Source organism: Chryseobacterium sp. SC28 (assembly GCF_003932955.1).
GTDB lineage: Bacteria > Bacteroidota > Bacteroidia > Flavobacteriales > Weeksellaceae > Epilithonimonas.
In genome coordinates this window covers 290,671-312,688 of record NZ_QOVY01000001.1, presented here as the reverse complement: position 1 = coordinate 312,688, position 22,018 = coordinate 290,671, and the positions used below count along the sequence as shown (strand labels likewise).

Sequence of the window (22,018 nt, the reverse complement as noted above, 5' to 3'; positions counted from 1 at the left end):
ATAATTATAAAGAAGTTGAGGAAATTATGATATTTTTGACTTTCAGACAATTAAATCACAACCAATGAAAAGAGATCTGTACATAGATTTTGCCAAAGGGCTGGCAACGATTTCTATTATATTTATCCACACGGCGTTTTGGAGCGGGCAATTTTACATTCCGGCGGAAGTCCGGGTTTTCTCCTTGGTTTTCGATGTCGCTTTGTTTTATGCATTGAGTGGCATCACTTCCGGGAACAATGTTGAGAAAACGCTTTACCGATTGCTGAAATTGCAGATCACGTATATGATTTTTGTGACATTTCTGTTTTTTCTGGATTATTTTTTCAAGGTTTTTGGGCTCACATTTTTCTCTTTCGAATGGCTGAGGGATTTCTATTCTACTTTTGGGAGCAAATATGTTCCAAGCAGCATTTCGAGCCAGCCGCAATGGCAGATTTTGGGAAATTGGTATTTGCACGAATATTCCAATTGTGATACATTTCCCGTCGTGATGGGAAGTTTCTGGTACTTGAAAGTGTATTATATTTTGACGGTTTTTGGCGTTTTGATTCTGAGATTTTTCCCGAAACATGTCAACTGGTTTATCGGCGTTTGTGTTGCTTTAACTTTGATTTTCAATATATTTCCGCAATATTATCCTGGTGGACAGGTGGGTTATGTCGCATTTTATCTGGCTGTTTTCTTGGTGGGAAATCGCATGAGAGGCAAAAAAATCCCCAACCAGATGATTCCTGTTTTGTACGCCTTGGTCGCGATTGCCTTAGTCTGGATGTTTTGGTATTACGGAAGCGATATTTTCTACAAACTCAACAAGCAGAAATTCCCGCCAAAAATTCCTTACATTATTTGGTCTCTTTTTTCATTGGTCACGCTATTCGTTTTCTATAACCGGTTGAAAATATCGAGACCCAATTTCCTTACGAATGTTGGGCAGAGTGCAATTTTTTACTATTTTGCGCAAGGCATGAGCTCGTCCTTAATCTATTTCATAGTCGTTCCTCTGAAGGATGCGATGAGTTGGTGGCTTTTGGTTTTAATCATTTATCCCATCAATATTCTATTGGCATTTTTGATTGCCACCGGTTTGCAAAAAGTGGACAATCTCGGCTGGAAAATTTTGCAATTTTTGAGAGACAAAACCGCATCAAAAAATTAATTTATTCCTTATTTTTACAAAAATTATAAAATGTTCCGTCTCAAACTTCTCACAGATCCGCGGTGGGCCAATATCGCGGAAGATAATTTGGAAGAAATCCTCACCGATCACGCTTGGTGCGAGCAGAAAGCCGCGACCAACGCCATCGGACTCATCACAATGGTACCGGAATATACAGAAATGGTAACCGAACTTCTCGCAATCGCTCAGGAAGAATTGGATCATTTCAATCAGGTTCACGAGATTATCAAAAAAAGAGGCGGCGTGCTGGGCCGAACGCGCAAAGACGATTACGTGAATGACCTTCTCAAATTTCTCAAAAAAGGAGGCCATCGCGACGAACAAATCATCGACAAAATGCTGTTCGCAGCGATGATCGAAGCCAGAAGCTGCGAGCGCTTCAAAGTCCTGACGGAAAATATTAAAGATGAAGAACTCAAGAAATTCTATCACGATCTGATGGTTTCCGAAGCCAATCATTATACCACATTCATCGGCTTTGCAAGGCAATTGGGCGATGCGGAAAAAGTAAACCAACGCTGGGAAGAATGGCTGGAGTATGAAGCCAATATTATGAAATCTTACGGAACCAAAGAGACCATCCACGGCTAACTCCAAAATGAACAGAAACCTCAACGATTATCTTCGCTTATTCCTACGATCCTTCATCCAAGGGCTGATCATCATTGGTCCGTTCGCCATCACGGTTTGGGTGATTTGGAGTGTCGTTTTCAGCATCGATAATTTGATACCGTCTGTTTCGGAGAAATTTCCCGGTCTGATGTTCTTCATTGTCATCTTCGGAACGGCTTTTATTGGTTTTTTTGGGAACAAATTCATCATCGGGCGGGTCATCGTAGATGGTTTAGATTACGTTTTGGAACATATCCCGGGAATCAAATTTCTGTACACCTCTCTGAAAGACGTCCTCGGATCCTTCGTGGGCGATAAGAAGAAATTCAATGTGCCGGTTTGGGTCAAAACCAATGAAACGCCCGAGATCTGGCGAATCGGATTTTTGACGCAGGCGGATATGTCCGTGGTCGATCTGGAACAGATGATTGCCGTCTATCTTCCCCATTCCTACGCCGTTTCCGGCTGGGTGATCATTACCAAATTCAATAATGTAAAAGAAGTCACGGGGATGAGCGCTGCCGAAGCCATGAAATTTGCGGTCAGCGGAGGCGTTGCCGGCTTCCATTCCGACGAAAATGTCTTCAAAGCACCGGAGTAATAGTCATAAATGATAATTGATAGATGATAATTGATTCCTTGCGAGTCATTAATTTATCATTCCTAAATATCGATCATTTACATTGGAATTTCCATTGTGATTTATTTCCATCAATTATCAATATAAAAGATCATTCATCTATTATCAATCATCATTTATATTTATTATGAAATTACCTTACGCCGAACCATTTAGAATCAAAATGGTAGAAGAAATATATCCATCAACACAGGAACAACGCGAAGAATGGCTGAAAAAAGCCGATTATAATCTGTTCAACCTCAGAAGTTCACACGTTTTCATCGATCTGCTGACCGACAGTGGAACGGGTGCGATGAGCGACAAACAGTGGGGCGCCCTGATGATTGGCGACGAGAGCTATGCCGGCTCCCGATCTTTCGAAGCCTTGCAAAATACGGTGCAGCGCATCACGGGATTTCCTTATTTATTACCAACCCATCAAGGTCGAGCGGCAGAAAATGTGCTGTTCTCGGTGATGGTGAAAGAAGGCGATATTTGCCCCGGAAATTCGCAGTTCGATACTACAAAAGGCCACATTGAATTTAGAAAAGCATACGCGATAGATTGTACCATCGATGAAGCTTTTGATATCGAAGATCTCCATCCATTCAAAGGAAATATCGATCTGGAAAAGTTGAGAGCCGTTTACAATTCGCATCCAAAAGAGCAAATTCCGTTTTGCCTCCTCACCATCACATGCAATTCCTCCGGCGGGCAGCCCGTTTCTTTGGAAAATATCAAAGCGGTAAAAGAATTGTCAGACCAATATGGAATTCCGGTTCTTTTTGATGCCGCGCGCTTTGCCGAGAATGCTTATTTCATCAAAAAAAGAGAGAAAGGACAGGAAAACAAGACGATCAAGGAAATCTGCATAGAAGTCTTTTCCTATGGCGACGGGATGCTGATGAGCGCCAAGAAAGATGGTTTGGTGAATATCGGCGGATTTATCGCTTTGAAAAACAGAGATATTTTTGAAAAAGCTTCTAATTTTACGATTATCTACGAGGGCTTCATCACCTACGGCGGAATGGCGGGACGCGATATGTCTGCCCTGGCGGCAGGCTTGGACGAGGCGACAGAATTCCCCTATCTGGAGAGCCGGATTTCTCAGGTAGAATATTTGGGAAACAAACTAATGCAAGCCGGAATCCCCATTCAAAAACCCATTGGCGGACACGCTGTTTTCATAGATGCCATCCGATTTTTGCCTAAGATCAAACGGGAAGAATTTCCGGCTCAAACCTTGGCCATTGAGCTTTACAAAGAAGCCGGAATCCGTGGCGTGGAAATTGGGGCTTTACTCGCAGACCGCGATCCGCAAACGAGAGAAAACCGCTATCCAAAGCTGGAATTGCTGAGGCTGGCAATCCCGAGACGAACCTATACCAACAGTCACATGGATTACGTTGCCGCCGCACTGATCAATGTTTTCAAAAGAAGAAATGAAATAGACAAAGGCTACAAGATTACAAAAGAACCCGCCATTTTGCGGCACTTCACGGTGCAGTTGGATAGAGTATGATTGACGACGAAGAGAGCTCCCTGCTCTCTTTTTTATTTCTTTTCCGGAGCTGCAGCAGATTCTTTCGGCATACTTGGAACAGCGCTGGTTTTGATTTTCACATCTCTTCCGGGAATTCCCGGACCCGTGTTTGCCGGAGCAGGGCTGACGTTGCCGTTATTCTCCGGGCTTTTGTTTACAGATGCCGGTGGTTCCCCTGCGCCGGGATTCTGCTGGGGTTTTTGAGAAATGGCATTTCCGGTTTCGTCTGTCAGTTCCAGCTTCGCATCACTTTTCAGATATTTCAAAAGCTCTTTTGCCTTGATGCCTTCCGGTGTATTGGCATAATTGAGGACAATCTGCTCCAATTGCAAAATCATGATTTCCTTACCGGCATTTTTCCCTGCATTATAGGCATTTAGCAAATAGAATTTGGGTATCAAGGCGTCCTTAGGATGGTCTGCGATGGCTTTTTCTATTAGCGCTGCAGATTCTTGATATTTCCCGCTTTCGTAAAGCGTGTAGGCATCGGTGTATAATTTTTCCACATCTGCAGTGGACTTATTGAAGTCCTTATTCTTAGGATTTTTGACGTATTCTGCATAGGACGTGTAAGGGTATTTTTGTAAGATTATCTGCTTTGCTTTTTCGGCGTCGGCAGGATTTTTTTCGTAATTGAAAACAAAAATATTATACAAGGCTTGGAGTTCTGTTTCTTCGTCCGGCCTGTTATCCAGCAAATCAAATAGGGTTTTGGTTGCCAGTTTTGTGTTGCCGAAGAAGGATTCGTACATTCTGCCCATTCCAAGGCTTGCTGTATCTCGGTCCTTTTTCAGTCTGGCGAGTTCTTCTGCCGAAGTTGGGATTTTTTCTATATAATATTCGGGATCCAGTCGTCTGGGATCTGGCGCGTTTGCCAGGCCTAAAGCTTCGTTTTTCAGTTCTTCAATCGTTGTCGTTTTTGCGGAGTAGCGCCAGTTGTCCTGCAAAGTTCTATTGCCCCAGACCTGTCTAAAGGCGTTTTCTCCTCGCGGAATATTATTGGAATTGGCAAAATAGAAGGTGGATCCGCCGGTGATTCCGAAGTTCTGGAAGCTGTTGGCATCCGTAGAATTTGCCGCGAAGATGGAATTGGCGTTGTAATCCGAATTGTCGAATCCTTTGCTTCGTTCTGCTTTTCTTTTTTCAAGTTCTGCGGCTTCTTCTTTGGCTTTTAATTTGTCGATATAAGCGCTGAAGTAGTTGCGCTGCTGATCGGGCGACATTTTGGCGAGATTGAGAATGCTGTCGTTTTTCTTGATCAAATAATAATTCTTAGAAAGCTTTTTGATGTTGGAAGTGAGGTTCGTTAGTCGTTCTTTTTCAGGCTGATAGGTCATCACAGCCAGCGCACTGTCGTAATAGATACCGGCGGTGAGATAATCTTCTTTTGCAAAATATTTCTTGGCAATTTCGGCATACGTAAGCCCGCGGATCTGCGGATCCGATTGTTTTTCTTTCAACGCTTTTCTGAAGTACAGATCCGCCTCTTCATCTTTGCCGGCCGCCGTTGCGACCAATCCCATTGCGTAATATATTTCGTTTTTTCGGGATGCATACGTTCCTTTTTTGGCTATTGAGGAGAGGTACGCTACTGCTTCTTCGTAGCTGTCGGATTTGCCGTCGAATGTTTTGGCAATTTCGATTTGAGATTTCACCTCGAATTCGTAGTTGTTGGCATATTTATAAGCGGCGGCAAACGATTCTCGCGCTTCTTCTTTTCTGTTGAGGCTTGCAAGAATTTGTCCTCGCAAAAAGGCGATTCGGCTTTTGATCTTCCGATCGGTGTTGTACGCGAAGGCTTCTTCCAAAACTTCTGCAGCCATTTCTTTTTTACCCCACTTGAGAAAGTTCTCTGCTTGATAAACCTTCATTATTTTTTTGTATTCTTTGGTCAACTTGATTTTCGGATTGTCTTCCAAATCTCGGAAGATCTCATCTGCCCGGTAATATTCCCCCAACTTTGTGTAGTTGGCAGCTTTGTAAATATAAGCCAGCGGCAGCCTTTTATCCTTCTCCATTGTGTTGAAAAGGTAGGTAAGCGCATCCAAAGATTCCAGATATTTGCCTTGATACATTCGGGCTTTGGCAAGTAAAATGTAGGCGTCGAATATTTTTTTGTTTTTCTCGACTCCATTTACCAAGACGGAATATTTTGTAATCGCTTTAATGGCTTTTGCCTCCGTAATTTGCAGAATAGTAGCGCCCTTTTTGCCCGTGGATGGGTTAGTATTGGAAGCCGAAACTCTTGGATCATCGCCTGAGCTGAAATTGGCTTCGTTTCCAACGTTTCTGGCATTGCCCCGCACACCCACCGGCGCGCCGGAATCTACCGCACCGGCTGGTGCTCCGCCGGAAAATACATTGGGTTGCGCAACCACATCTTCCGTGGTGTAAACAGAGATATAGGGATCATAAAAATTGTCCACGTGAGCCTTATCTCTGTTTGTCATTTCGGCAGCCATGGATTCGGTGCTGTTGAACAAGGTGTTGTGATAAGTCATAAAACGGTTGATCGGACCGCTTTTGGTTTTCTTTTTTTTGTGCCGCGGATTGCAGGCCACGACGCTTAGGACGGCAAGTATGATTAATAAATATTTTCTCATTTAATAAATTTCAGCTGGAAATTGAGGATTCAATCTGTAAAAATAACGAATTTTTGCAAGGAAAATTATCTAAGAAATAGTGTTTTGAAAATTGTTGGGCAAGCAATTCAGTTTTTTGAGTTCTTCATAGACCAAATCTACCGGGAAACCCATCACAGAATAGAAAGATCCGGATATATTTTTAATTTTTGCCATCCCCAACCAGTCTTGTATGCCATAAGATCCGGCCTTGTCGAAAGGTTGATAATTCTTGATGTAAAACACAATCTCGTCATCCGTCATTTCAGAAAATTCGACCTCTGTTTTGCTGGTTTTGCTAATTTCTGATGACTGAGTTTTAATGGTGAACGCCGTATAAACCTGATGACTTTTGGCCGAAAGGCTTTTCAGCATTTCAAATGCTTCCGATTCATTTTTGGGCTTGAGCAGGATTTTTTGTTTTAATGCTACGATGGTGTCGGCGGTTATCAGAATTTCATCGGCGGCTACATCAAAGGCTTTTGCTTTTTGTTTTGAAATATATTCGGCGATGTTTTCCGGCGCTAAGTCTGCAGGATAAGATTCATCAACATCGATATTCACGGTTTCAAACCTATAACCCAGCTGAGTCAATAATGCTTTGCGTCTGGGCGATTGTGAAGCCAATAACACTTTCATTATCAATAAACTAAATGGATTTTGTTTCCTCGTCCAGATTCCATTTTCCTTGTATTTTCATCACTTTCTCGATGACATCGCGCACCGCGCCTTTCCCACCGAAAACGGGAGAAATATAATCTGAAATGGCCTTCACTTCCGGAACGGCGTTGGCAGGACAAGCCGAGATTTCGGCCATTTTCATAATGCTTATATCGGGAATATCGTCGCCCATCATCAGGATTTCCGCATCCTGCAGATGATATTTTGACTTGAAATCTTCGTAATCCGAAATCTTGTGAGTAGATTTGGGATAATAGTCTTGGACGCCCAGATATTCCATTCTGTTTTGGACCATCGGGTCGTTGCCGCCTGTGATGATGCCGATTTTATAACCTTTTTTCACGGCTTGCACCACGGCGTAGCCATCCAGAACGCTCATCACGCGCGACATATTTTTGTCTGGCAACAGGTAGACGCTTCCGTCTGTGAAAACGCCATCCACATCGAATACGAAGGCTTTGATATTTTTCAGTTTGGATAGATAGCTCATTTTGTTTTTAGAAATATTGATTTTGATCGCACCCGATCTTTCATTTGTCAAAGGTAATATTAAATTAGAAAACTATGAGCAGATGTAGCTCCTGCCGTGCTTGCTCAATTCTTCGGATAAAGGGTGGGTTCTATTTTGTTGCTGTTCTTTTTTTATTTGAAATTAAATTTAACGGTGAACATAAACTGGCTTGGGCGGATGTAGATTTGGTTGGACATTACCAGTTTGTTGGCCGTATCCACACTGACGGTTTCGTAGAGCTTTCTGTTTGCAATATTCAGCCATTTGAATTCGAAATCGATTTTTTTCTTGACCCAAGTATATTGGTAAGAAAGATCATAAAAAGAGTTCCGAAATGACAATCCGGTGGTGGAAGTGGAGATGTCATCCCAGTTGAAACCAAAAGTGTGGTTCTCGGAAGGATAGATATACGCTGCAAGATTGTGATTCCAGCCACGCGATTTTTGCTTGAAGTCGCTGGTCTTGTTGTGGCTCTCATTCCAATTCATACTAATGTTGTAATCAATACTAAACCAGCTGAAATAGGCATTATTAAATTTCGCAGACAAGGTTTGAATGTTGTTGGTAGTTTCTGTCAAGGGAACAGCGCCGGGATCTGTCACGCCGACGGGGATGTTTTGGAAAAAGTTGTTGGCATCTGTATTGGCGAAACTAAAAGATAGATTCGATTTGAACTTAGGAAAATATTTCCCAATTTCTGCACTTTCCGATTGATTTTTGCTGTTAGTAGTCCGATCGATGAGTGTAAGCGCAGACGAAAGACCACTTCTCGTATAGCTTTCCAAAATGTTCTTGCGATTGGTGCCGTAATTGTACCTCACATTGAAGAACAGATTGTTAAGCGGATTTCTATATTCTAATCTGGTGCCGACATTCCGACTTCTGAACTGCGGCATAATGTCCGAATCGGGGTTTCTTACGGAGATGCTCAAAGGATTGGTCAGCATTTTTCCGCCATATAAATAGCCGAAATTCCCGAAGTCGTAATTCTGATTCGCGAAAATCCAGTATTTGAAAAACGAAGCAAAATCATAACTGGCGAAAAAAGTAGGTTCGAAAACAGACCTGTTCAAGTCATTGCTCTTATTATTAAGATGATCTTTGTAGGAAATAGTATAGAAATTATACGGAAGTGTGACATTCAGGTTCAATCGGTCGGACTTATAATTCACATTCACTTGCGTGTACGGCTGCATCTCGTCCCAATCGACGTCATTGACGTATGAATTATCCAGCGCTGTAAACGCATTATTTTGACCGCCAAACAAAGTGGAATTAAGCCTATTGAAGTTCATATTCAGTCCCATCTCCGGGATGATGGTCCATTTTTTAAACGTAAAGCCAACGGAAACGGAATGATTGGCTTCCACAGTGCTCGAGGAGGTATATTGCTTCAACTTGTCGTAGTTTTCAAATTCCGGATTGATATTCTGAAAATTGGTGTAGCTCGCGGGGTTTACCTCCAGAGTCTGTCTGTCTTTTTGATATTTGAAATAGCTCATCACGTTGAACAGCTTATCTTTCCAAGGGATGATGGTACTGAGGGAATTTTGAAAAGCTCCCGTAGGCGAATCGAGAGATTGCCCGCTAAATCGGTTATCGATAAGGCCTGTCGTACGGTTCGGTGTATTTTGAACGACGTCTGCCCGATCCGTATTCCAGTAGCCGTTCCAAGTGGTTGTATTTTTGAAAAATCCTTTCTTGGCATTTTTGGTAAAGATCAATTCTCCTTTAGCCGCATTCGTATAGAAATGGTTTGAGGCCGACGATGTGATGGTGCCACCCGGCGTGAAGCTTGGCGAGCCCGCTTCGTAAACGTTGATAGAAGTAGATGCTCTTTCCACGTCGTTATTGGTATAGCTTGCGTTCGCCTTCAGTTCCCATTCTTTGTTTTTGAAAGGGCTTGTCAAAAGATTGGCTGAGACAAAGTGCACGCTGTTCATCAAGTATCTTTTCTCGGGCAGATTCGGCGTGTCTGCAGATTCTACATTCAGCCAAGATTTCTGTGTGGTCTGCGATCTTCGGCCTTCCCATCGGTTTCCAAAACCTAAGAGATTACCTTCGTTCTCGACGCTTTCTCCATTATTATTCGATTTGTAATTGATCACCCACTGATTTTTCTGTCCGAAGAACATCGGCGTGAGTTTCACATTCCAAAGAAAAGGGCTGAAGCCGGCACCGATCTCTCCACGGCCCGTCATCGTCACAGATTTTTTCAGTTTAATGTTGAGCGCCGCCTGCTCCGATGGCACTTTGTCTCGCAAAATACTCACCGGCTGGTGATTTTCCAGAACCTCCACTTTGGAAACCGCATCTTTCGGTAAGGAATTATTAATCGTGCCGTAGCCGCCTTCCATCAGATCTTTGCCGTTGACGTAGAATTTGTTGATCGCTTCGCCTTGGTAGAGAACGGTTCCGTCTTTGTTAACCTCAATTCCCGGGATTTTTTTCAAAACATCTCCCAGCGTACGGTCATTTTTATTTTCGAAAGATTTGAGATCGTAAGAAATGGTGTCGCCTTTTTTGGTAATCAGTTTCGTTTTCAGCCGCACTTCTTGGATTTCTGTGGCTTGGGGTTCTAATGAGAAATTCAGTTTCTGATCTTCATTTTTGATAGATTTCGTAATCGGTTTTTGATTGAAGGCTTTGATTTTCAGATCCAGACTGCTTTCCGCCGAATTAAAAGTCACTTTGTATTCGCCTTTGGCATTAGAAATTCCATAAGCAAGAATGGCATTTTTACCCGGTTCTTCTATAGTGATGCTGGCGCTGGCAAGTGGTTTCCCATCGGCATCGGATATGATGCCGGAGATGGTTTTCTGCGCAAAAACCGTTATAGCAAGCGTCAGCACAAAAAAGAAAGATAGCAGTTTTTTCATATTTAGGATTTGATCTGTGATATTTAGAAGTCTCTACAACTCTTTGATTTACTTCCAAATCCGTTAAGAGCTTCTTGATTTCACTAAAGTATTAGTAAAAGAACTTGGCAGAATGTTACATAGTTGCCGCACGGCATGATAAAAAATCTAATATTCCGAATCTTACTTTGTCTTGAAGAGCGAACGATTTTCGGTGCTTGTGCATCATTTATAAACCCACATTTTTTAATTGGAAATTATTATGGACGGGAACGCCTAAAATTTATAAATTTGTCGCTTAATATTCTATTCACATGGGGATAATCTTAAGACCGATTGACATCGTAGACGATATTACTAAAGAAGATTTTTTGGAAAAATATCTTAAACCGCGCAAACCGTTGGTCATCAAAAACATGGCCAAGAGTTGGCCGGCCTATCAAAAATGGACGCTCGATTATATAAAAAGCGTGGTAGGCGATGTGACTGTTCCTTTGTACGACAGTGCCAAAGCCGATCCCGCAGCGCCGATCAACACGCCTACAACGGAGATGAAATTTTCGGAGTATATCGATCTTATTCAACGGGAACCAACAGATTTGCGTATTTTCTTTTTTGACCCGATAAAGCACGCGCCGCAGATTTTGGACGATTATGTGGCTCCAAAAGAGTTGATGGGCGGTTTTCTGGACAAATATCCAAGCATGTTTTTCGGGGGTAAAAACTCGGTGACGTTTCTGCATTATGACATCGACTTGGCCCATATCTTTCATACCCATTTCAATGGCAGAAAGCACATTTTGCTTTTTGATTACAAATGGAAAGAAAGATTGTATAGGATTCCGTACGCCACATACGCATTGGAAGATTATGACATAGAAAATCCCGATTTCGAAAAGTTTCCCGCATTAAATGGCGTAGAAGGCATCGAATGTTTCTTGGAGCACGGCGATACGCTTTTTATGCCCACCGGCTGGTGGCACTGGATGAAATATCTCGATGGCAGTTTTTCTCTGTCCCTGCGGGCTTGGGACAAAAGTTGGGTCGTCAAAGCCAATTCTCTGTGGAATCTGACGGTCCAAAGGAATTTTGATAATTTTATGAAGACCAGATTCAAAGGCAAGTATATGAATTGGAAGGAGAAAAAAGCCATTCAGAGAGCCAACTATGCTTTGAAAAGAGGTTTGCCTAAAAAATAAATACCCTCCACCTCGAATTTCTCTGCATCTGCTGGCATTAGAATCAAAAATGCAGCCCGATTGTGGAGCTGCATTTTATCATCAATTAAATTTCGAATGTCAAATCAAAACGATCGTTAAACCAAACCTTGCGCCAGCATGGCTTCCGCAACTTTCACGAAGCCGGCGATATTAGCACCTTTCACGTAGTTGACGTAGCCGTCTTCTTCTTTTCCGTAATCTCTGCACGCTTTGTGAATGCCGATCATAATTTCTTTTAATCGGGCATCCACTTCTTCCGAAGACCAGTTGAGCCGTATGGAATTTTGTGTCATTTCCAATCCGGAAGTGGCCACACCGCCCGCGTTAGACGCTTTTCCCGGAGAAAACAGGACTTTATTATCCAAGAAATAATTGATGGCATCCAAGGTCGAAGGCATATTCGCAGCCTCGGTGACGCAGATGCAACCATTGGCTACCAATGTTTTTGCATCTTCCAGATCCAATTCGTTTTGCGTGGCAGAAGGGAACGCAATATCGCACTTTACCTCCCACGGTCTTCGTCCCGCAAAGAATTGAGCTTCGGGGTATTTTGCAAGATAATCTTCTGCCCTGTTGTTACCCGAGGCTCTCATTTCCAGAAGATATTCGATTTTTTCTCCGGAGATTCCGTCCTTGTCGTACACATAGCCATCAGGTCCGGAAATGGTTACGACTTTTCCGCCAAGATCATTGGTTTTTTTGATCACGCCCCAAGCAACATTTCCAAAACCGGAAACCGCTACTGTTTTGCCCTCGATGCTGTCGTCGATAGTTTTCAGCATTTGCTCGGCAAAGTAAACCACACCATATCCTGTGGCTTCCGGGCGGATCAACGAGCCGCCGTAAGCCAATCCTTTACCGGTTAACACGCCGGTAAATTCATTCCGAATTTTTTTATACATTCCGAACAGATATCCGATTTCTCTTGCGCCCACGCCGATGTCGCCCGCCGGTACATCAGTTTCCGGACCGATGTGTTTGCAAAGTTCCATCATAAATGCTTGGCAGAATCTCATAACCTCCATATCGGATTTGCCTTGCGGGTCGAAATCGGAACCGCCTTTTCCGCCGCCCATTGGCAATGTCGTTAAGCTGTTTTTGAATACTTGCTCAAAGGCAAGAAATTTCAGCACGCTGAGATTCACTGTGGGGTGAAAACGGATGCCTCCCTTGTAGGGTCCAATTGCAGAATTCATTTGGATTCTGAAGCCTCTGTTCACTTGGATCTCGCCATTGTCATCGATCCAAGGCACCCGGAAAATAATCACCCGTTCCGGCTCTGCCATTCTTTCCAGCAGTTTCATTCCGGTGTACTCTTTTCTTGTAGCAATGAAGGGAATCACGGTGACTGCAACTTCTTTTACAGCTTGGATAAATTCCGGTTCATTTGGATTTTTGGCTTCGATTTTTGCCATAAATTCCTGAATCTTTTGCTCAACGTTATAGTGTTCCATTATTATATGATTATGACAACAAATTTAATTTCTTTTTCGAATTTCGCAAGTAATAATTTGATTTTTATTAAAAATTTAATGATATTGCGGATATTATTTGCATAATGTATAATTATATCTTTTCTGATACCGAATTTTGAAGTTAATAATAGATTAGTTCAATATTTCCGAAATAGGCCGTTCCTAATTCAATTGATATTGTCGTCCGGAAAGACATTTGACATAACCATAAATCTCCAGATCGAGTAAAATCGGTAGCAACTTATGGTGCAGGATGCCGGATTTTTCTGCCAGTTCATCGAGAGAAATGCTTTTGCTGCCCGTAATGATCTCCAAAACCTTCAGATGATCTTTTCTTGAGGGGTCTATTTTAATTTTGACTTCTGGTTCTGCGAACAATTCTGGTTGCGGCATGAAGTTGAGGTTTTTGATCAATGTTTTGACATCGACAATACATTCGGCCTTATTATTGGCTATCAGGCTGTTGCAGCCCTGGCTGTACACGTCGGTAATCTTTCCTGGCAAGGCAAAAACATCTCTGTTGTACAGGTTGGCCGCAGTCACCGTCGTTACGGATCCTCCTCCGTAGGCAGTTTCTACCACAATGAGTTGCGGCGAGAAGCCGGCGATGATCCTATTGCGTTGCAAGAAGCTTTCTTTTACCATTTTTTCGAAGGAAGCATACTCCGAAATTAGGGCGCCTTTGTTTTCAACAATTTTTTTGGCGAGATTTTTATTGGTGGAGGGATAGATTTTATCCAGACTTTGAGCTAAAATGGCCATCGTCGGGATTTGATTTTTTAGCGATTCCTCATGAACGCAGGAGTCTGCTCCCAAAGCCAAGCCGCTGATGGTGCAGACTTTGGAAGAAGATAATTCTGCCGTTAGATCCTGAATGAAATGTCTGCCATACGGCGTCAGTTTCCTTGTACCGACGATGCTCACGGGATGTAGCTCGGGATTCAAATTGCCTTTATAAAACAACAGAATGGGTGCATCATCGCAATTCAGAAGATGACGCGGGTAGAGTGCGTCTTCTTGAGAAACGATATTGATTCCGTTTTTCTCGCAGAAATTGATTTCCTTTTCTGCCCTGTCGAGAAATTCTTTATTCCCGATGTCTTGGACGCTGCTTTTGCCGATGCCGGAAACAGAAATTAGTGATTTTGGGGAAGATTCCCAAACTTCTTTTGCAGATCCAACTTGTGAAATTAGTTTTCTAAGATTGACGTTGCCAATGTTTTTACATTGTTTCAATGCAAGGATGTAAAGATATTTTTCAGAAACCATAAGTCATTTGTGGAACAGCAATTTATAAATTATTTTTCATTTTTCCGAATCTCATCCAGATATTCCCCAATATTGTGTGGTTTCAGCTGGGGCAATTCTTCGAAGTCTTCCGGGTGATTGTGGATGTACTCCTGCCAGAGCTTGTCGTCTCGTTCATTGTAATACTCAGGATATTCCCAGAGATATTTAATTTTTTTTTCACCCTGTTTTCTGAATGCCAGTGCCAGAACAATGCCTGTAATGCTGCCGGCTAAATGGGATTGCCAACTGATGCGACTGGGCTCCGGCAGATCGGAAAAGAACTCCTCTGGAAAGATTCCCCAGATCAAACTTCCGTAGTATAACGCCACGAGCAACGAGACCGTGAGAAGTCTCATATTCCAGCGGAAAACACCACTGAAAAAAATAAAAAATGCCAACATATACACCAGGCCACTGGCGCCGATGATGCAGTTGTAATTCCAGTTTCCCGTGAGAATATCGATGGGTGGCAGCATCCAGACCAGCAATCCGGAGGCAAACCATCCGATTGCGAAAACTTTGAAGGCAATTTTGGGATAAAATTCAAAAAGCAAAAAAAGCAGGATAGCAATCGGCATAGAATTTCCGAGAATATGATTGAGATTGCCGTGCAGTAAAGGCGCAAAGAAGACGCCGCGAAGACCCTCGGGAACCAAAGGAATGATGGCGCCGTAGCAACCTCCGAAAAAACCGAGATTCTGAAGCAGGAAGAAAGTCCACATCAGTGCCAGCATTGCCATCGGAACCAAAAAGGCTTTCAAATGAAAGGTTCTCATAAACATCGATTGGAGAATCACAATTATACCGCCATTTGCAACGAAAGGGTAATTTTGTCTGTAAAAAGCCGGACAATAATTGAGAATTTGGTTATAAAGTCAGTTTTGTTAAACTTTTAGATTTCCTATTTTTGTGAAAAATTTTTTTTATTGATGAAAAAGGTATGGGTTGTTTTTGCCATCGCAATGGTTTTTTTTTCTAAGGCGCAAGTTACGGATTATCAAAAAATAATTGACTCTATCGCTCAAAGAAGATGGGACTCTGTTGCTATTGATCTCGATAGCCTGGCCAACCCCAAAATTGTAAACATCCCCTCCTTGAAAAATGATTCCGTAAAGTTGGTGGAAAGCAATGTATTTGTTTCTAATTCGGCTGACAGCGGTCCTCTCACGCCGTCTTCGATTCTCAATCTTCCCACGCTAAGACGGTGGTTTTTCTTTGGACAAAATACTTTGGTTTTCAACCAATCTTCATTTGCAAACTGGTATGCGGGCGGCAACAATAACATTGGTATTATCGGAAAAGTTAACTATAATATTGTTTACAAAAAGAACCGTCATTATCTCGACAATAATATACAGCTGGGCTACGGATTTGTGACTTCCACCGGTCAATCGACCCGAAAGACCGATGATTACATCAATATAATGACCAATTATGGCTACGAACTGGCGCAGCATTACTATCTCTCTACGGGATTTCAGTTTCTTTCGCAGTTTACGCCCGGTTATAATTATGCCAATACCCCGGATCCGGTTTACGACGACCGGATTTCCAAATTCATGGCGCCCGGCTATCTGAATGTCGGTTTAGGATTTTCGTACAATCCCAACGAAAATTTTCAGGTGATTGTGCGCCCCGTCAATGGAAAGTTTACTTTCGTCCTCGATAAAAAATTGCAGACAAAAGGCAACTACGGTCTGGAAAGAGATGGAGAAAGTATGCGTGCCGAGTTGGGAGCGATGGTCAATATCCTCTATAAAATTAAGATTTATAAGGACATTAATTATGTGAATCAAATCAATTTCTTCAGCAACTATCTTTACCATACAGAAAGAGTCGATATCAATTACAGCGGAACCTTAAATCTCAAATTCAACAAATATATCTCCGGTGTGGTGACAATCGATATGACCTACGATCATGACCAGATTCAAAAACTTCAGCGCAAACAGACTTTGGGATTTGGAATCACGTACAATTTTGGTTATAAAATAGATAGAGATTCTACAACGGGCATTATCAAACCTTTTGTAAATTAAAAGAAAGCTAATTTTTTAGTTCAAATAATATACAAGTTGTGTTATTATTATTGTACCATTTTTTCTTTTAGCCAGCCCATTGCCCCGAAATGTTTTTTGAATTTCTGAATCTTAGGACCCACCACCGCACTGCAATAGGGCTGGTTGGGATTGGCATCGTAATATCCTTGATGGTAAGCCTCTGCCGGCCAAAATTCTTTGAAGGGGACGATCTCGGTAACATATTTCCCCTTCCATTCTTGTCTGGCTTCAGAAGCTTTCATAGATTCCTCTGCTTCCTGTTTTTGCTGCTCGGAATGGTAGAAAATCGCTGATCTGTACTGCGTTCCGATGTCGTTTCCTTGTCTGTTGAGCGTGGTCGGGTTGTGCAGAAACCAGAAAACTTCCAGCAATTGCTTGTAGGAAATAATTTTGGGGTCGAAGGCAATTTGGATCACTTCAGCATGACCGGTATCTCCGGTGCAAACTTCTTGATAAGTAGGATTTTGCGTATGACCGCCCGAATATCCCGAAATTACAGATTCCACGCCTTTCAGCATGTGGAAACAACTCTCCACACACCAAAAACATCCGCCTGCCAAGGTGGCATATTCCAAATTGTTTTTATCCATTTTTTGATTTGTAATAGGTTTTGATTTATTTTCCTGTCCATTGCAGTTGATAAGGAAAAAGCTTAAGATGATAAGCAAAGAATGTTTCATTTTTTGATCGCAAAAAAAACAGTTTTGAGTTTTATGAATTATTAATAGCAATTATCAGTCCTATTAGAAAAATGCGATCTAAGAAAATTTCTATGCCGCTTATTTGTTTTCCCAAACAAGAGCACTTGCCCCAAGAATGGCAGCATCGGCTTCGTCCAGTTCACTGAAAACCAATTTTACTTTTGACCGGAAAATCGGCAACAGGTTTCTTTCCATGTGCAATTTGGTAGGTTTTAGGAGAAAGTCCCCGGCTTTTATTACCCCTCCGAATAACAAAATGGCTTCCGGAGATGAGAACATCACGAAATTAGCCAATGCCTCACCCAGTTTCTGGCCGGTATATCGGAAGACCTCTATAGCCGTGGGATCGCCTTTCAGTGCGCATTCGTGGACGGTTTTTGAATTGATGTTTTCCTCGGGATATTGATTCAGCATAGAATCCGGAAACTCGGCTCTGAATTTTTTCGCCGTAATAGCGATTCCTGTGGCCGAGGCATAAGCTTCCAAACTGCCTTCTGAGCCTGTGCTCCAGTGTTTCCTTCCTCCGGGTTTTACTACGGTATGTCCAAGTTCGCCTGCGAATCCGTCGTGACCATAGATCAGACTACCATTGGCTACGATACCACTTCCCACGCCGGTGCCGAGGGTCATCATAATGAAATCTTTCATGCCTCTGGCTGCGCCAAAGAGCATTTCTCCCATTGCGGCTGCATTGGCGTCGTTGGTCATTTTGCAGGGGACGCCGAATTTTTTGACCATCAATTCAGCAAATGGGATGACGCCCTTCCAAGGCAGATTGGGCGCCAATTCTATGGTTCCTTTGTAATAATTGGCGTTGGGAGCGCCCACGCCGATGCCGTCTAAGGTTTTGTTTTTGCCAACTTTATCGATGAGCGGCTTGATATTGACATACAAAGCCTTGATAAAATCTTCTACTTGTTTATATTCTTCGGTTTTTATTTGTCCTTTTGCGAGAATCTCTCCGCGGTGGTTTACCAAACCGAATTTGGTGTTAGTGCCGCCAATATCTATCCCAATGGCGATTTGTCGTGATAAATCAATTAATGACATCGATCAAAATTTTTAAGACTTTAAATTTAGAAAAAAGGAATTTAATATTGGGTTAATATGTCGTTAATTTTGAAATGTTTTTCTAATACAATAAAAGTATGGATTAAAAGATTCTACGCCGGGATTTCGCCCTTATACAAGAACGATATGATTTCTTTGTTTATTTTCTCCACCATTTCGCTAAATAAATAGAAAGACTCTTGTTTGTAAATTACCAAAGGATCCTTTTGCTCGTACACTGCGCCTTGCGAAGATCGGCGAAGATCGTCCATCTCTCTCAAGTGCGTTTTCCAGTTTTCATCGATGATGGCTAGGGAAATATTTTTTTCGAAATCGGTGATTAAGGATTCACATTTGGTTTCGTAAGCTTCTTTCAAATCGGTCACGATGGTCATTGTTTTACTGCCGTCGGTGAAAGGTACTTGGATCATTTTGAACATCGATCCTTGATTACGATATACATTCTCGATGATCGGATAGGCTTTTTCCTTCAGTAGATTCTGTTTAAGATCATAATCTTCTTTCGCTGCTTTGAACACAATATCAGTAAGAGCCGGAATCGGAGTGTTTGAAAATTCCGCTTCGGACACCGGCGATTCCATCGTGAAAAATTTGATGAGATCGAATTCGAAATCTTTATAATTCCCGGTGGCTTTGGACTGAGAAACGATGGCTGCTGCCGTATCGTAGATCATATTGACAATATCGTATTTTAAATGATCTCCGAACAGGGCATTCCTGCGGCGTTTGTAGATGACGTCGCGCTGTTTGTTCATCACATCGTCATATTCCAATAATCTTTTTCGGATCCCGAAGTTATTTTCCTCGACTTTTTTCTGGGCTCTTTCGATAGATCTTGAAATCATAGAATGCTGAATCACTTCGCCTTCTTTATGACCCATTCTGTCCATCATTTTCGCAATTCTTTCCGAGCCGAAGAGGCGCATCAAATTATCCTCCAAGGAAACATAGAACTGAGAACTTCCGGGATCGCCCTGCCGCCCCGCTCTACCTCGGAGCTGCCTATCAACGCGGCGGGAATCGTGTCTTTCTGTGCCGATGATGGCCAGGCCGCCGTTTTCTTTGACGTTGCCTCTCAGTTTGATATCCGTTCCTCTTCCGGCCATATTGGTTGCGATGGTTACCACGCCGGCTCCGCCTGCTTCTGCTATGATCTCCGCCTCCTTCTTGTGAAGCTTCGCATTGAGAACATTATGCGGAATTTTCCTTAGTTGTAGCGCTCTCGATAATAGCTGGGAAATCTCCACTGAGGTAGTACCAACCAAAACAGGCCTTCCTGCTTCGACTAAGTTTTGGATTTCCTCGATTACGGCATTGTATTTTTCGCGATTGGTTTTGAAAACCAAATCTTGTTTGTCATCTCTTTGAACGGGTCTGTTGGTGGGGATTACTACTACATCCAGCTTGTAGATTTGCCAGAATTCGCCCGCTTCTGTTTCCGCAGTACCGGTCATTCCTGCCAGTTTGTTGTACATCCGGAAGTAGTTCTGCAAGGTAATGGTTGCAAAAGTCTGCGTCGCGGCTTCTATTTTTACATTTTCTTTAGCTTCGATGGCTTGGTGCAGTCCATCGGAATAGCGGCGCCCCTCCATAATACGACCGGTCTGCTCATCTACTATTTTCACTTCGCCGTCGATGACCACATATTCATCATCTTTTTCGAACAATGTATAGGCTTTGAGCAACTGGTTTAAGGTGTGGATGCGTTCAGATTTTATTGCGAAATCGCGGTACAGTTCTTCTTTGGCGGCGAATTCTTCTTCCTTCGGAAGGTTTTTCTTTTCCAGCTCTGCTATTTCTGTAGCGATGTCTGTCAAAACGAAGAATTGAGGATCCTCGTTACCCGCAGACATATATTCGACACCCTTATCCGTCAGGTCGATCTGGTTATTTTTCTCATCGATGACGAAATAGAGATCCTTATCCACAATCGGCATATCGCGGTTGTTGTCTGCCATATATTGGCCTTCGGTTTTTTGAAGCAGGGCGCGGTTGCCGCTTTCGGACAAGAATTTGATCAGTTGTCTACTTTTCGGCAGACCTCTGTAGGCTTGCAGCAATTTGAAGCCGCCTTCTTTGGTTTTGCCGGCTGCGATTAGTTTTTTGGCTTCGTTGAAAATCGCAGAAACGGTTTTTTTCTGCACTTCCACGATTCGGTCTACAGACGGTTTTAGAACGTCAAACTCCTGCCTGTCGCCCTGAGGGACCGGTCCCGAAATGATCAATGGTGTTCTGGCGTCGTCAATCAAAACAGAATCTACCTCATCCACGATGGCAAAGTTCAACTCTCTCTGGACCAATTCGGCCGGGGAAGTCACCATATTGTCTCGCAGGTAATCGAAACCGAACTCATTATTGGTACCATAAGTAATGTCGGCGCGGTAGGCTTTTCTCCGGGCATCGGAGTTGGGCTGGTGAAGATCGATACAGTCGATCGTCAAACCGTGGAATTCGTACAATGGCCCCATCCACGCCGAGTCGCGTTTTGCCAAGTAATCGTTTACGGTTACCACGTGAACACCGCGGCCGGGAAGCGCATTGAGGTAGATCGGGAGGGTGCCGACCAGTGTTTTACCCTCGCCGGTAGCCATCTCGGCAATTTTACCTTCGTGCAGCACCACGCCCCCGATGAACTGTGTGTCGTAATGAACCATGTCCCAGACGATTGCCGTTCCTGCAGCATCCCAATGATTTTTCCAGATGGCGGTGTCGCCTTCTATGGCTACAAAGTCTTTTGTGGCGGCCAATTCACGATCTCTGGCGGTTGCTTTTACGCGGATTTCGCCGTTCTGAGCCAAGCGCCGAGCGGTTTCTTTTATTAGCGCGAAAGCTTCCGGCAGAATCTCTGCCAGTACTTTTTCTTCTACTTCGTACGATTCTTTTTTAAGAGACTCGATTCTGCTGAAAAGAGCTTCTTTCTCGTCAACGTTGGTTGAGTTTTTTATCTGCTCGTTGATTTGGTCTATTTGGGAGGTAAAATCGGCAGTAGCAGCTTTGATTTTCTCTTTGAACTCTGTGGTTTTGTTCCTTAGCTCGTCATCGGTTAATTCTTGGATGGCGGGTTCTGCAGCTTTTATTTTTGTAACAACTTTTTTTACTTCTTTAAGATCTTTCTGATTTTTGTCTCCCAAAAAACTTTTAAGAACTGTATTTAAAAAACTCATAATTTGCTATTTGCGGTTTGCGGTCAGCTCTGTGCCGACCACGTTATTGATTTCAAAAAAGAAAAATTGGCAACAGGCGGTTTGCCTCCTGCAATTTCTTAGTATTCGTCCTCATTCCAGAGGTAATCTTCGTCTGTAGGATAGTCGCTCCAGATTTCATCGATGGCGTCGTAGACTTCTCCTTCATCTTCGATGGCTTGCAGATTTTCTACGACTTCCATTGGAGCTCCTGTTCGGATGGCGTAATCGATCAATTCTGCCTTGGTCATTGGCCAAGGGGCATCGCTAAGATATGATGCTAATTCTAATGTCCAATACATAATTCAAATTTTTTGCAAAAGTAAAAAAATAGGCGATAATTTGATATACTTTTCTACTGATTTTCAATAATATTTAAATATTATTTCAT

17 protein-coding genes are annotated in these 22,018 nt (G+C 42.7%); 6 read left to right on the top strand and 11 right to left on the bottom strand.

Annotated elements, in window-relative coordinates:
* Window positions 1–64 precede the first annotated feature (64 nt).
* The 4 genes from DTW91_RS01440 to DTW91_RS01425 all read left to right on the top strand — a co-directional run bounded on the left by DTW91_RS01440 (window position 65) and on the right by DTW91_RS01425 (window position 3,936).
* Window positions 65–1,159 carry an acyltransferase family protein gene (locus DTW91_RS01440; protein WP_125201634.1) on the top strand — a complete coding sequence of 365 codons (1,095 nt, stop codon included), beginning with the start codon at window positions 65–67 and terminating at the stop codon, window positions 1,157–1,159.
* 30 nt (window positions 1,160–1,189) lie between these two features.
* Window positions 1,190–1,771: a tRNA-(ms[2]io[6]A)-hydroxylase gene (locus DTW91_RS01435; RefSeq protein ID WP_125201633.1), complete on the top strand. Its 582-nt coding sequence runs from the start codon at window positions 1,190–1,192 to the stop codon at window positions 1,769–1,771.
* A gap of 7 nt (window positions 1,772–1,778) precedes the next feature.
* On the top strand, window positions 1,779–2,393 hold the full coding sequence (locus DTW91_RS01430; RefSeq protein ID WP_125201632.1) for a DUF502 domain-containing protein: 615 nt from the start codon (window positions 1,779–1,781) through the stop codon (window positions 2,391–2,393).
* 166 nt (window positions 2,394–2,559) lie between these two features.
* Window positions 2,560–3,936 carry a tryptophanase gene (locus tag DTW91_RS01425; RefSeq protein ID WP_125201631.1) on the top strand — a complete coding sequence of 459 codons (1,377 nt, stop codon included), beginning with the start codon at window positions 2,560–2,562 and terminating at the stop codon, window positions 3,934–3,936.
* A 32-nt stretch (window positions 3,937–3,968) separates the two neighbouring features.
* Here DTW91_RS01425 and DTW91_RS01420 read toward each other — a convergent pair whose 3' ends face one another.
* The 4 genes from DTW91_RS01420 to DTW91_RS01405 all read right to left on the bottom strand — a co-directional run bounded on the left by DTW91_RS01420 (window position 3,969) and on the right by DTW91_RS01405 (window position 10,649).
* Window positions 3,969–6,560: a tetratricopeptide repeat protein gene (locus tag DTW91_RS01420; RefSeq protein WP_125201630.1), complete on the bottom strand. Its 2,592-nt coding sequence runs from the start codon at window positions 6,558–6,560 to the stop codon at window positions 3,969–3,971.
* A gap of 69 nt (window positions 6,561–6,629) precedes the next feature.
* On the bottom strand, window positions 6,630–7,217 hold the full coding sequence (locus DTW91_RS01415; RefSeq protein ID WP_125201629.1) for a Maf family protein: 588 nt from the start codon (window positions 7,215–7,217) through the stop codon (window positions 6,630–6,632).
* A 10-nt stretch (window positions 7,218–7,227) separates the two neighbouring features.
* Entirely contained in the window at window positions 7,228–7,749 is a 522-nt protein-coding gene (locus DTW91_RS01410) for a KdsC family phosphatase (RefSeq protein ID WP_125201628.1), read from the bottom strand.
* 152 nt (window positions 7,750–7,901) lie between these two features.
* On the bottom strand, window positions 7,902–10,649 hold the full coding sequence (locus DTW91_RS01405; protein ID WP_125201627.1) for a TonB-dependent receptor: 2,748 nt from the start codon (window positions 10,647–10,649) through the stop codon (window positions 7,902–7,904).
* A 293-nt stretch (window positions 10,650–10,942) separates the two neighbouring features.
* Between DTW91_RS01405 and DTW91_RS01400 the strand changes: the two genes are divergently transcribed.
* Window positions 10,943–11,827, top strand: a complete 885-nt coding sequence (locus DTW91_RS01400) for a cupin-like domain-containing protein (RefSeq protein WP_125201626.1) — start codon at window positions 10,943–10,945, stop codon at window positions 11,825–11,827.
* A 116-nt stretch (window positions 11,828–11,943) separates the two neighbouring features.
* Here the strand turns inward: DTW91_RS01400 and gdhA are convergent, their stop codons facing one another.
* The 3 genes from gdhA to DTW91_RS01385 form a co-directional block, all read right to left on the bottom strand.
* On the bottom strand, window positions 11,944–13,302 hold the full coding sequence (gene gdhA, locus DTW91_RS01395) for an NADP-specific glutamate dehydrogenase (RefSeq protein WP_125201625.1): 1,359 nt from the start codon (window positions 13,300–13,302) through the stop codon (window positions 11,944–11,946).
* Between the two features lie 183 nt (window positions 13,303–13,485).
* Complete coding sequence (dprA, locus tag DTW91_RS01390) at window positions 13,486–14,592, bottom strand: DNA-processing protein DprA (protein ID WP_228412609.1); 1,107 nt, start codon at window positions 14,590–14,592, stop codon at window positions 13,486–13,488.
* A 29-nt stretch (window positions 14,593–14,621) separates the two neighbouring features.
* Window positions 14,622–15,395 carry a rhomboid family intramembrane serine protease gene (locus DTW91_RS01385; protein WP_410493715.1) on the bottom strand — a complete coding sequence of 258 codons (774 nt, stop codon included), beginning with the start codon at window positions 15,393–15,395 and terminating at the stop codon, window positions 14,622–14,624.
* 147 nt (window positions 15,396–15,542) lie between these two features.
* On the opposite strand from DTW91_RS01385, the gene DTW91_RS01380 reads away from it, so the two are divergent.
* Entirely contained in the window at window positions 15,543–16,652 is a 1,110-nt protein-coding gene (locus DTW91_RS01380) for a DUF3078 domain-containing protein (RefSeq protein WP_125201623.1), read from the top strand.
* A gap of 47 nt (window positions 16,653–16,699) precedes the next feature.
* Here DTW91_RS01380 and msrA read toward each other — a convergent pair whose 3' ends face one another.
* From msrA to DTW91_RS01360, 4 genes are all read right to left on the bottom strand, one after another.
* Window positions 16,700–17,353: a peptide-methionine (S)-S-oxide reductase MsrA gene (gene msrA, locus DTW91_RS01375; protein WP_125201622.1), complete on the bottom strand. Its 654-nt coding sequence runs from the start codon at window positions 17,351–17,353 to the stop codon at window positions 16,700–16,702.
* 99 nt (window positions 17,354–17,452) lie between these two features.
* Window positions 17,453–18,424, bottom strand: a complete 972-nt coding sequence (locus tag DTW91_RS01370; RefSeq protein WP_125201621.1) for an ROK family protein — start codon at window positions 18,422–18,424, stop codon at window positions 17,453–17,455.
* A 113-nt stretch (window positions 18,425–18,537) separates the two neighbouring features.
* A complete protein-coding gene (gene secA, locus DTW91_RS01365) occupies window positions 18,538–21,609 on the bottom strand; it encodes a preprotein translocase subunit SecA (protein WP_125201620.1) in 3,072 nt (1,023 codons plus the stop codon).
* A 98-nt stretch (window positions 21,610–21,707) separates the two neighbouring features.
* Window positions 21,708–21,929, bottom strand: coding sequence for a DUF2795 domain-containing protein (locus DTW91_RS01360; protein ID WP_034709134.1), 222 nt, complete (start codon window positions 21,927–21,929; stop codon window positions 21,708–21,710).
* Window positions 21,930–22,018 lie beyond the last annotated feature (89 nt).

Bases quoted from the DNA above. Each gene is read 5' to 3' on its own strand.
- DTW91_RS01440 (WP_125201634.1), top strand. From the start codon at position 65: ATGAAAAGAGATCTGTACATAGATTTTGCCAAAGGGCTGGCAACGATT.
- DTW91_RS01435 (WP_125201633.1), top strand. From the start codon at position 1,190: ATGTTCCGTCTCAAACTTCTCACAGATCCGCGGTGGGCCAATATCGCG.
- DTW91_RS01430 (WP_125201632.1), top strand. From the start codon at position 1,779: ATGAACAGAAACCTCAACGATTATCTTCGCTTATTCCTACGATCCTTC.
- DTW91_RS01425 (WP_125201631.1), top strand. From the start codon at position 2,560: ATGAAATTACCTTACGCCGAACCATTTAGAATCAAAATGGTAGAAGAA.
- DTW91_RS01420 (WP_125201630.1), bottom strand. From the start codon at position 6,560: ATGAGAAAATATTTATTAATCATACTTGCCGTCCTAAGCGTCGTGGCC.
- DTW91_RS01415 (WP_125201629.1), bottom strand. From the start codon at position 7,217: ATGAAAGTGTTATTGGCTTCACAATCGCCCAGACGCAAAGCATTATTG.
- DTW91_RS01410 (WP_125201628.1), bottom strand. From the start codon at position 7,749: ATGAGCTATCTATCCAAACTGAAAAATATCAAAGCCTTCGTATTCGAT.
- DTW91_RS01405 (WP_125201627.1), bottom strand. From the start codon at position 10,649: ATGAAAAAACTGCTATCTTTCTTTTTTGTGCTGACGCTTGCTATAACG.
- DTW91_RS01400 (WP_125201626.1), top strand. From the start codon at position 10,943: ATGGGGATAATCTTAAGACCGATTGACATCGTAGACGATATTACTAAA.
- gdhA (WP_125201625.1), bottom strand. From the start codon at position 13,302: ATGGAACACTATAACGTTGAGCAAAAGATTCAGGAATTTATGGCAAAA.
- dprA (WP_228412609.1), bottom strand. From the start codon at position 14,592: ATGGTTTCTGAAAAATATCTTTACATCCTTGCATTGAAACAATGTAAA.
- DTW91_RS01385 (WP_410493715.1), bottom strand. From the start codon at position 15,395: ATGTTTATGAGAACCTTTCATTTGAAAGCCTTTTTGGTTCCGATGGCA.
- DTW91_RS01380 (WP_125201623.1), top strand. From the start codon at position 15,543: ATGAAAAAGGTATGGGTTGTTTTTGCCATCGCAATGGTTTTTTTTTCT.
- msrA (WP_125201622.1), bottom strand. From the start codon at position 17,353: ATGAAACATTCTTTGCTTATCATCTTAAGCTTTTTCCTTATCAACTGC.
- DTW91_RS01370 (WP_125201621.1), bottom strand. From the start codon at position 18,424: ATGTCATTAATTGATTTATCACGACAAATCGCCATTGGGATAGATATT.
- secA (WP_125201620.1), bottom strand. From the start codon at position 21,609: ATGAGTTTTTTAAATACAGTTCTTAAAAGTTTTTTGGGAGACAAAAAT.
- DTW91_RS01360 (WP_034709134.1), bottom strand. From the start codon at position 21,929: ATGTATTGGACATTAGAATTAGCATCATATCTTAGCGATGCCCCTTGG.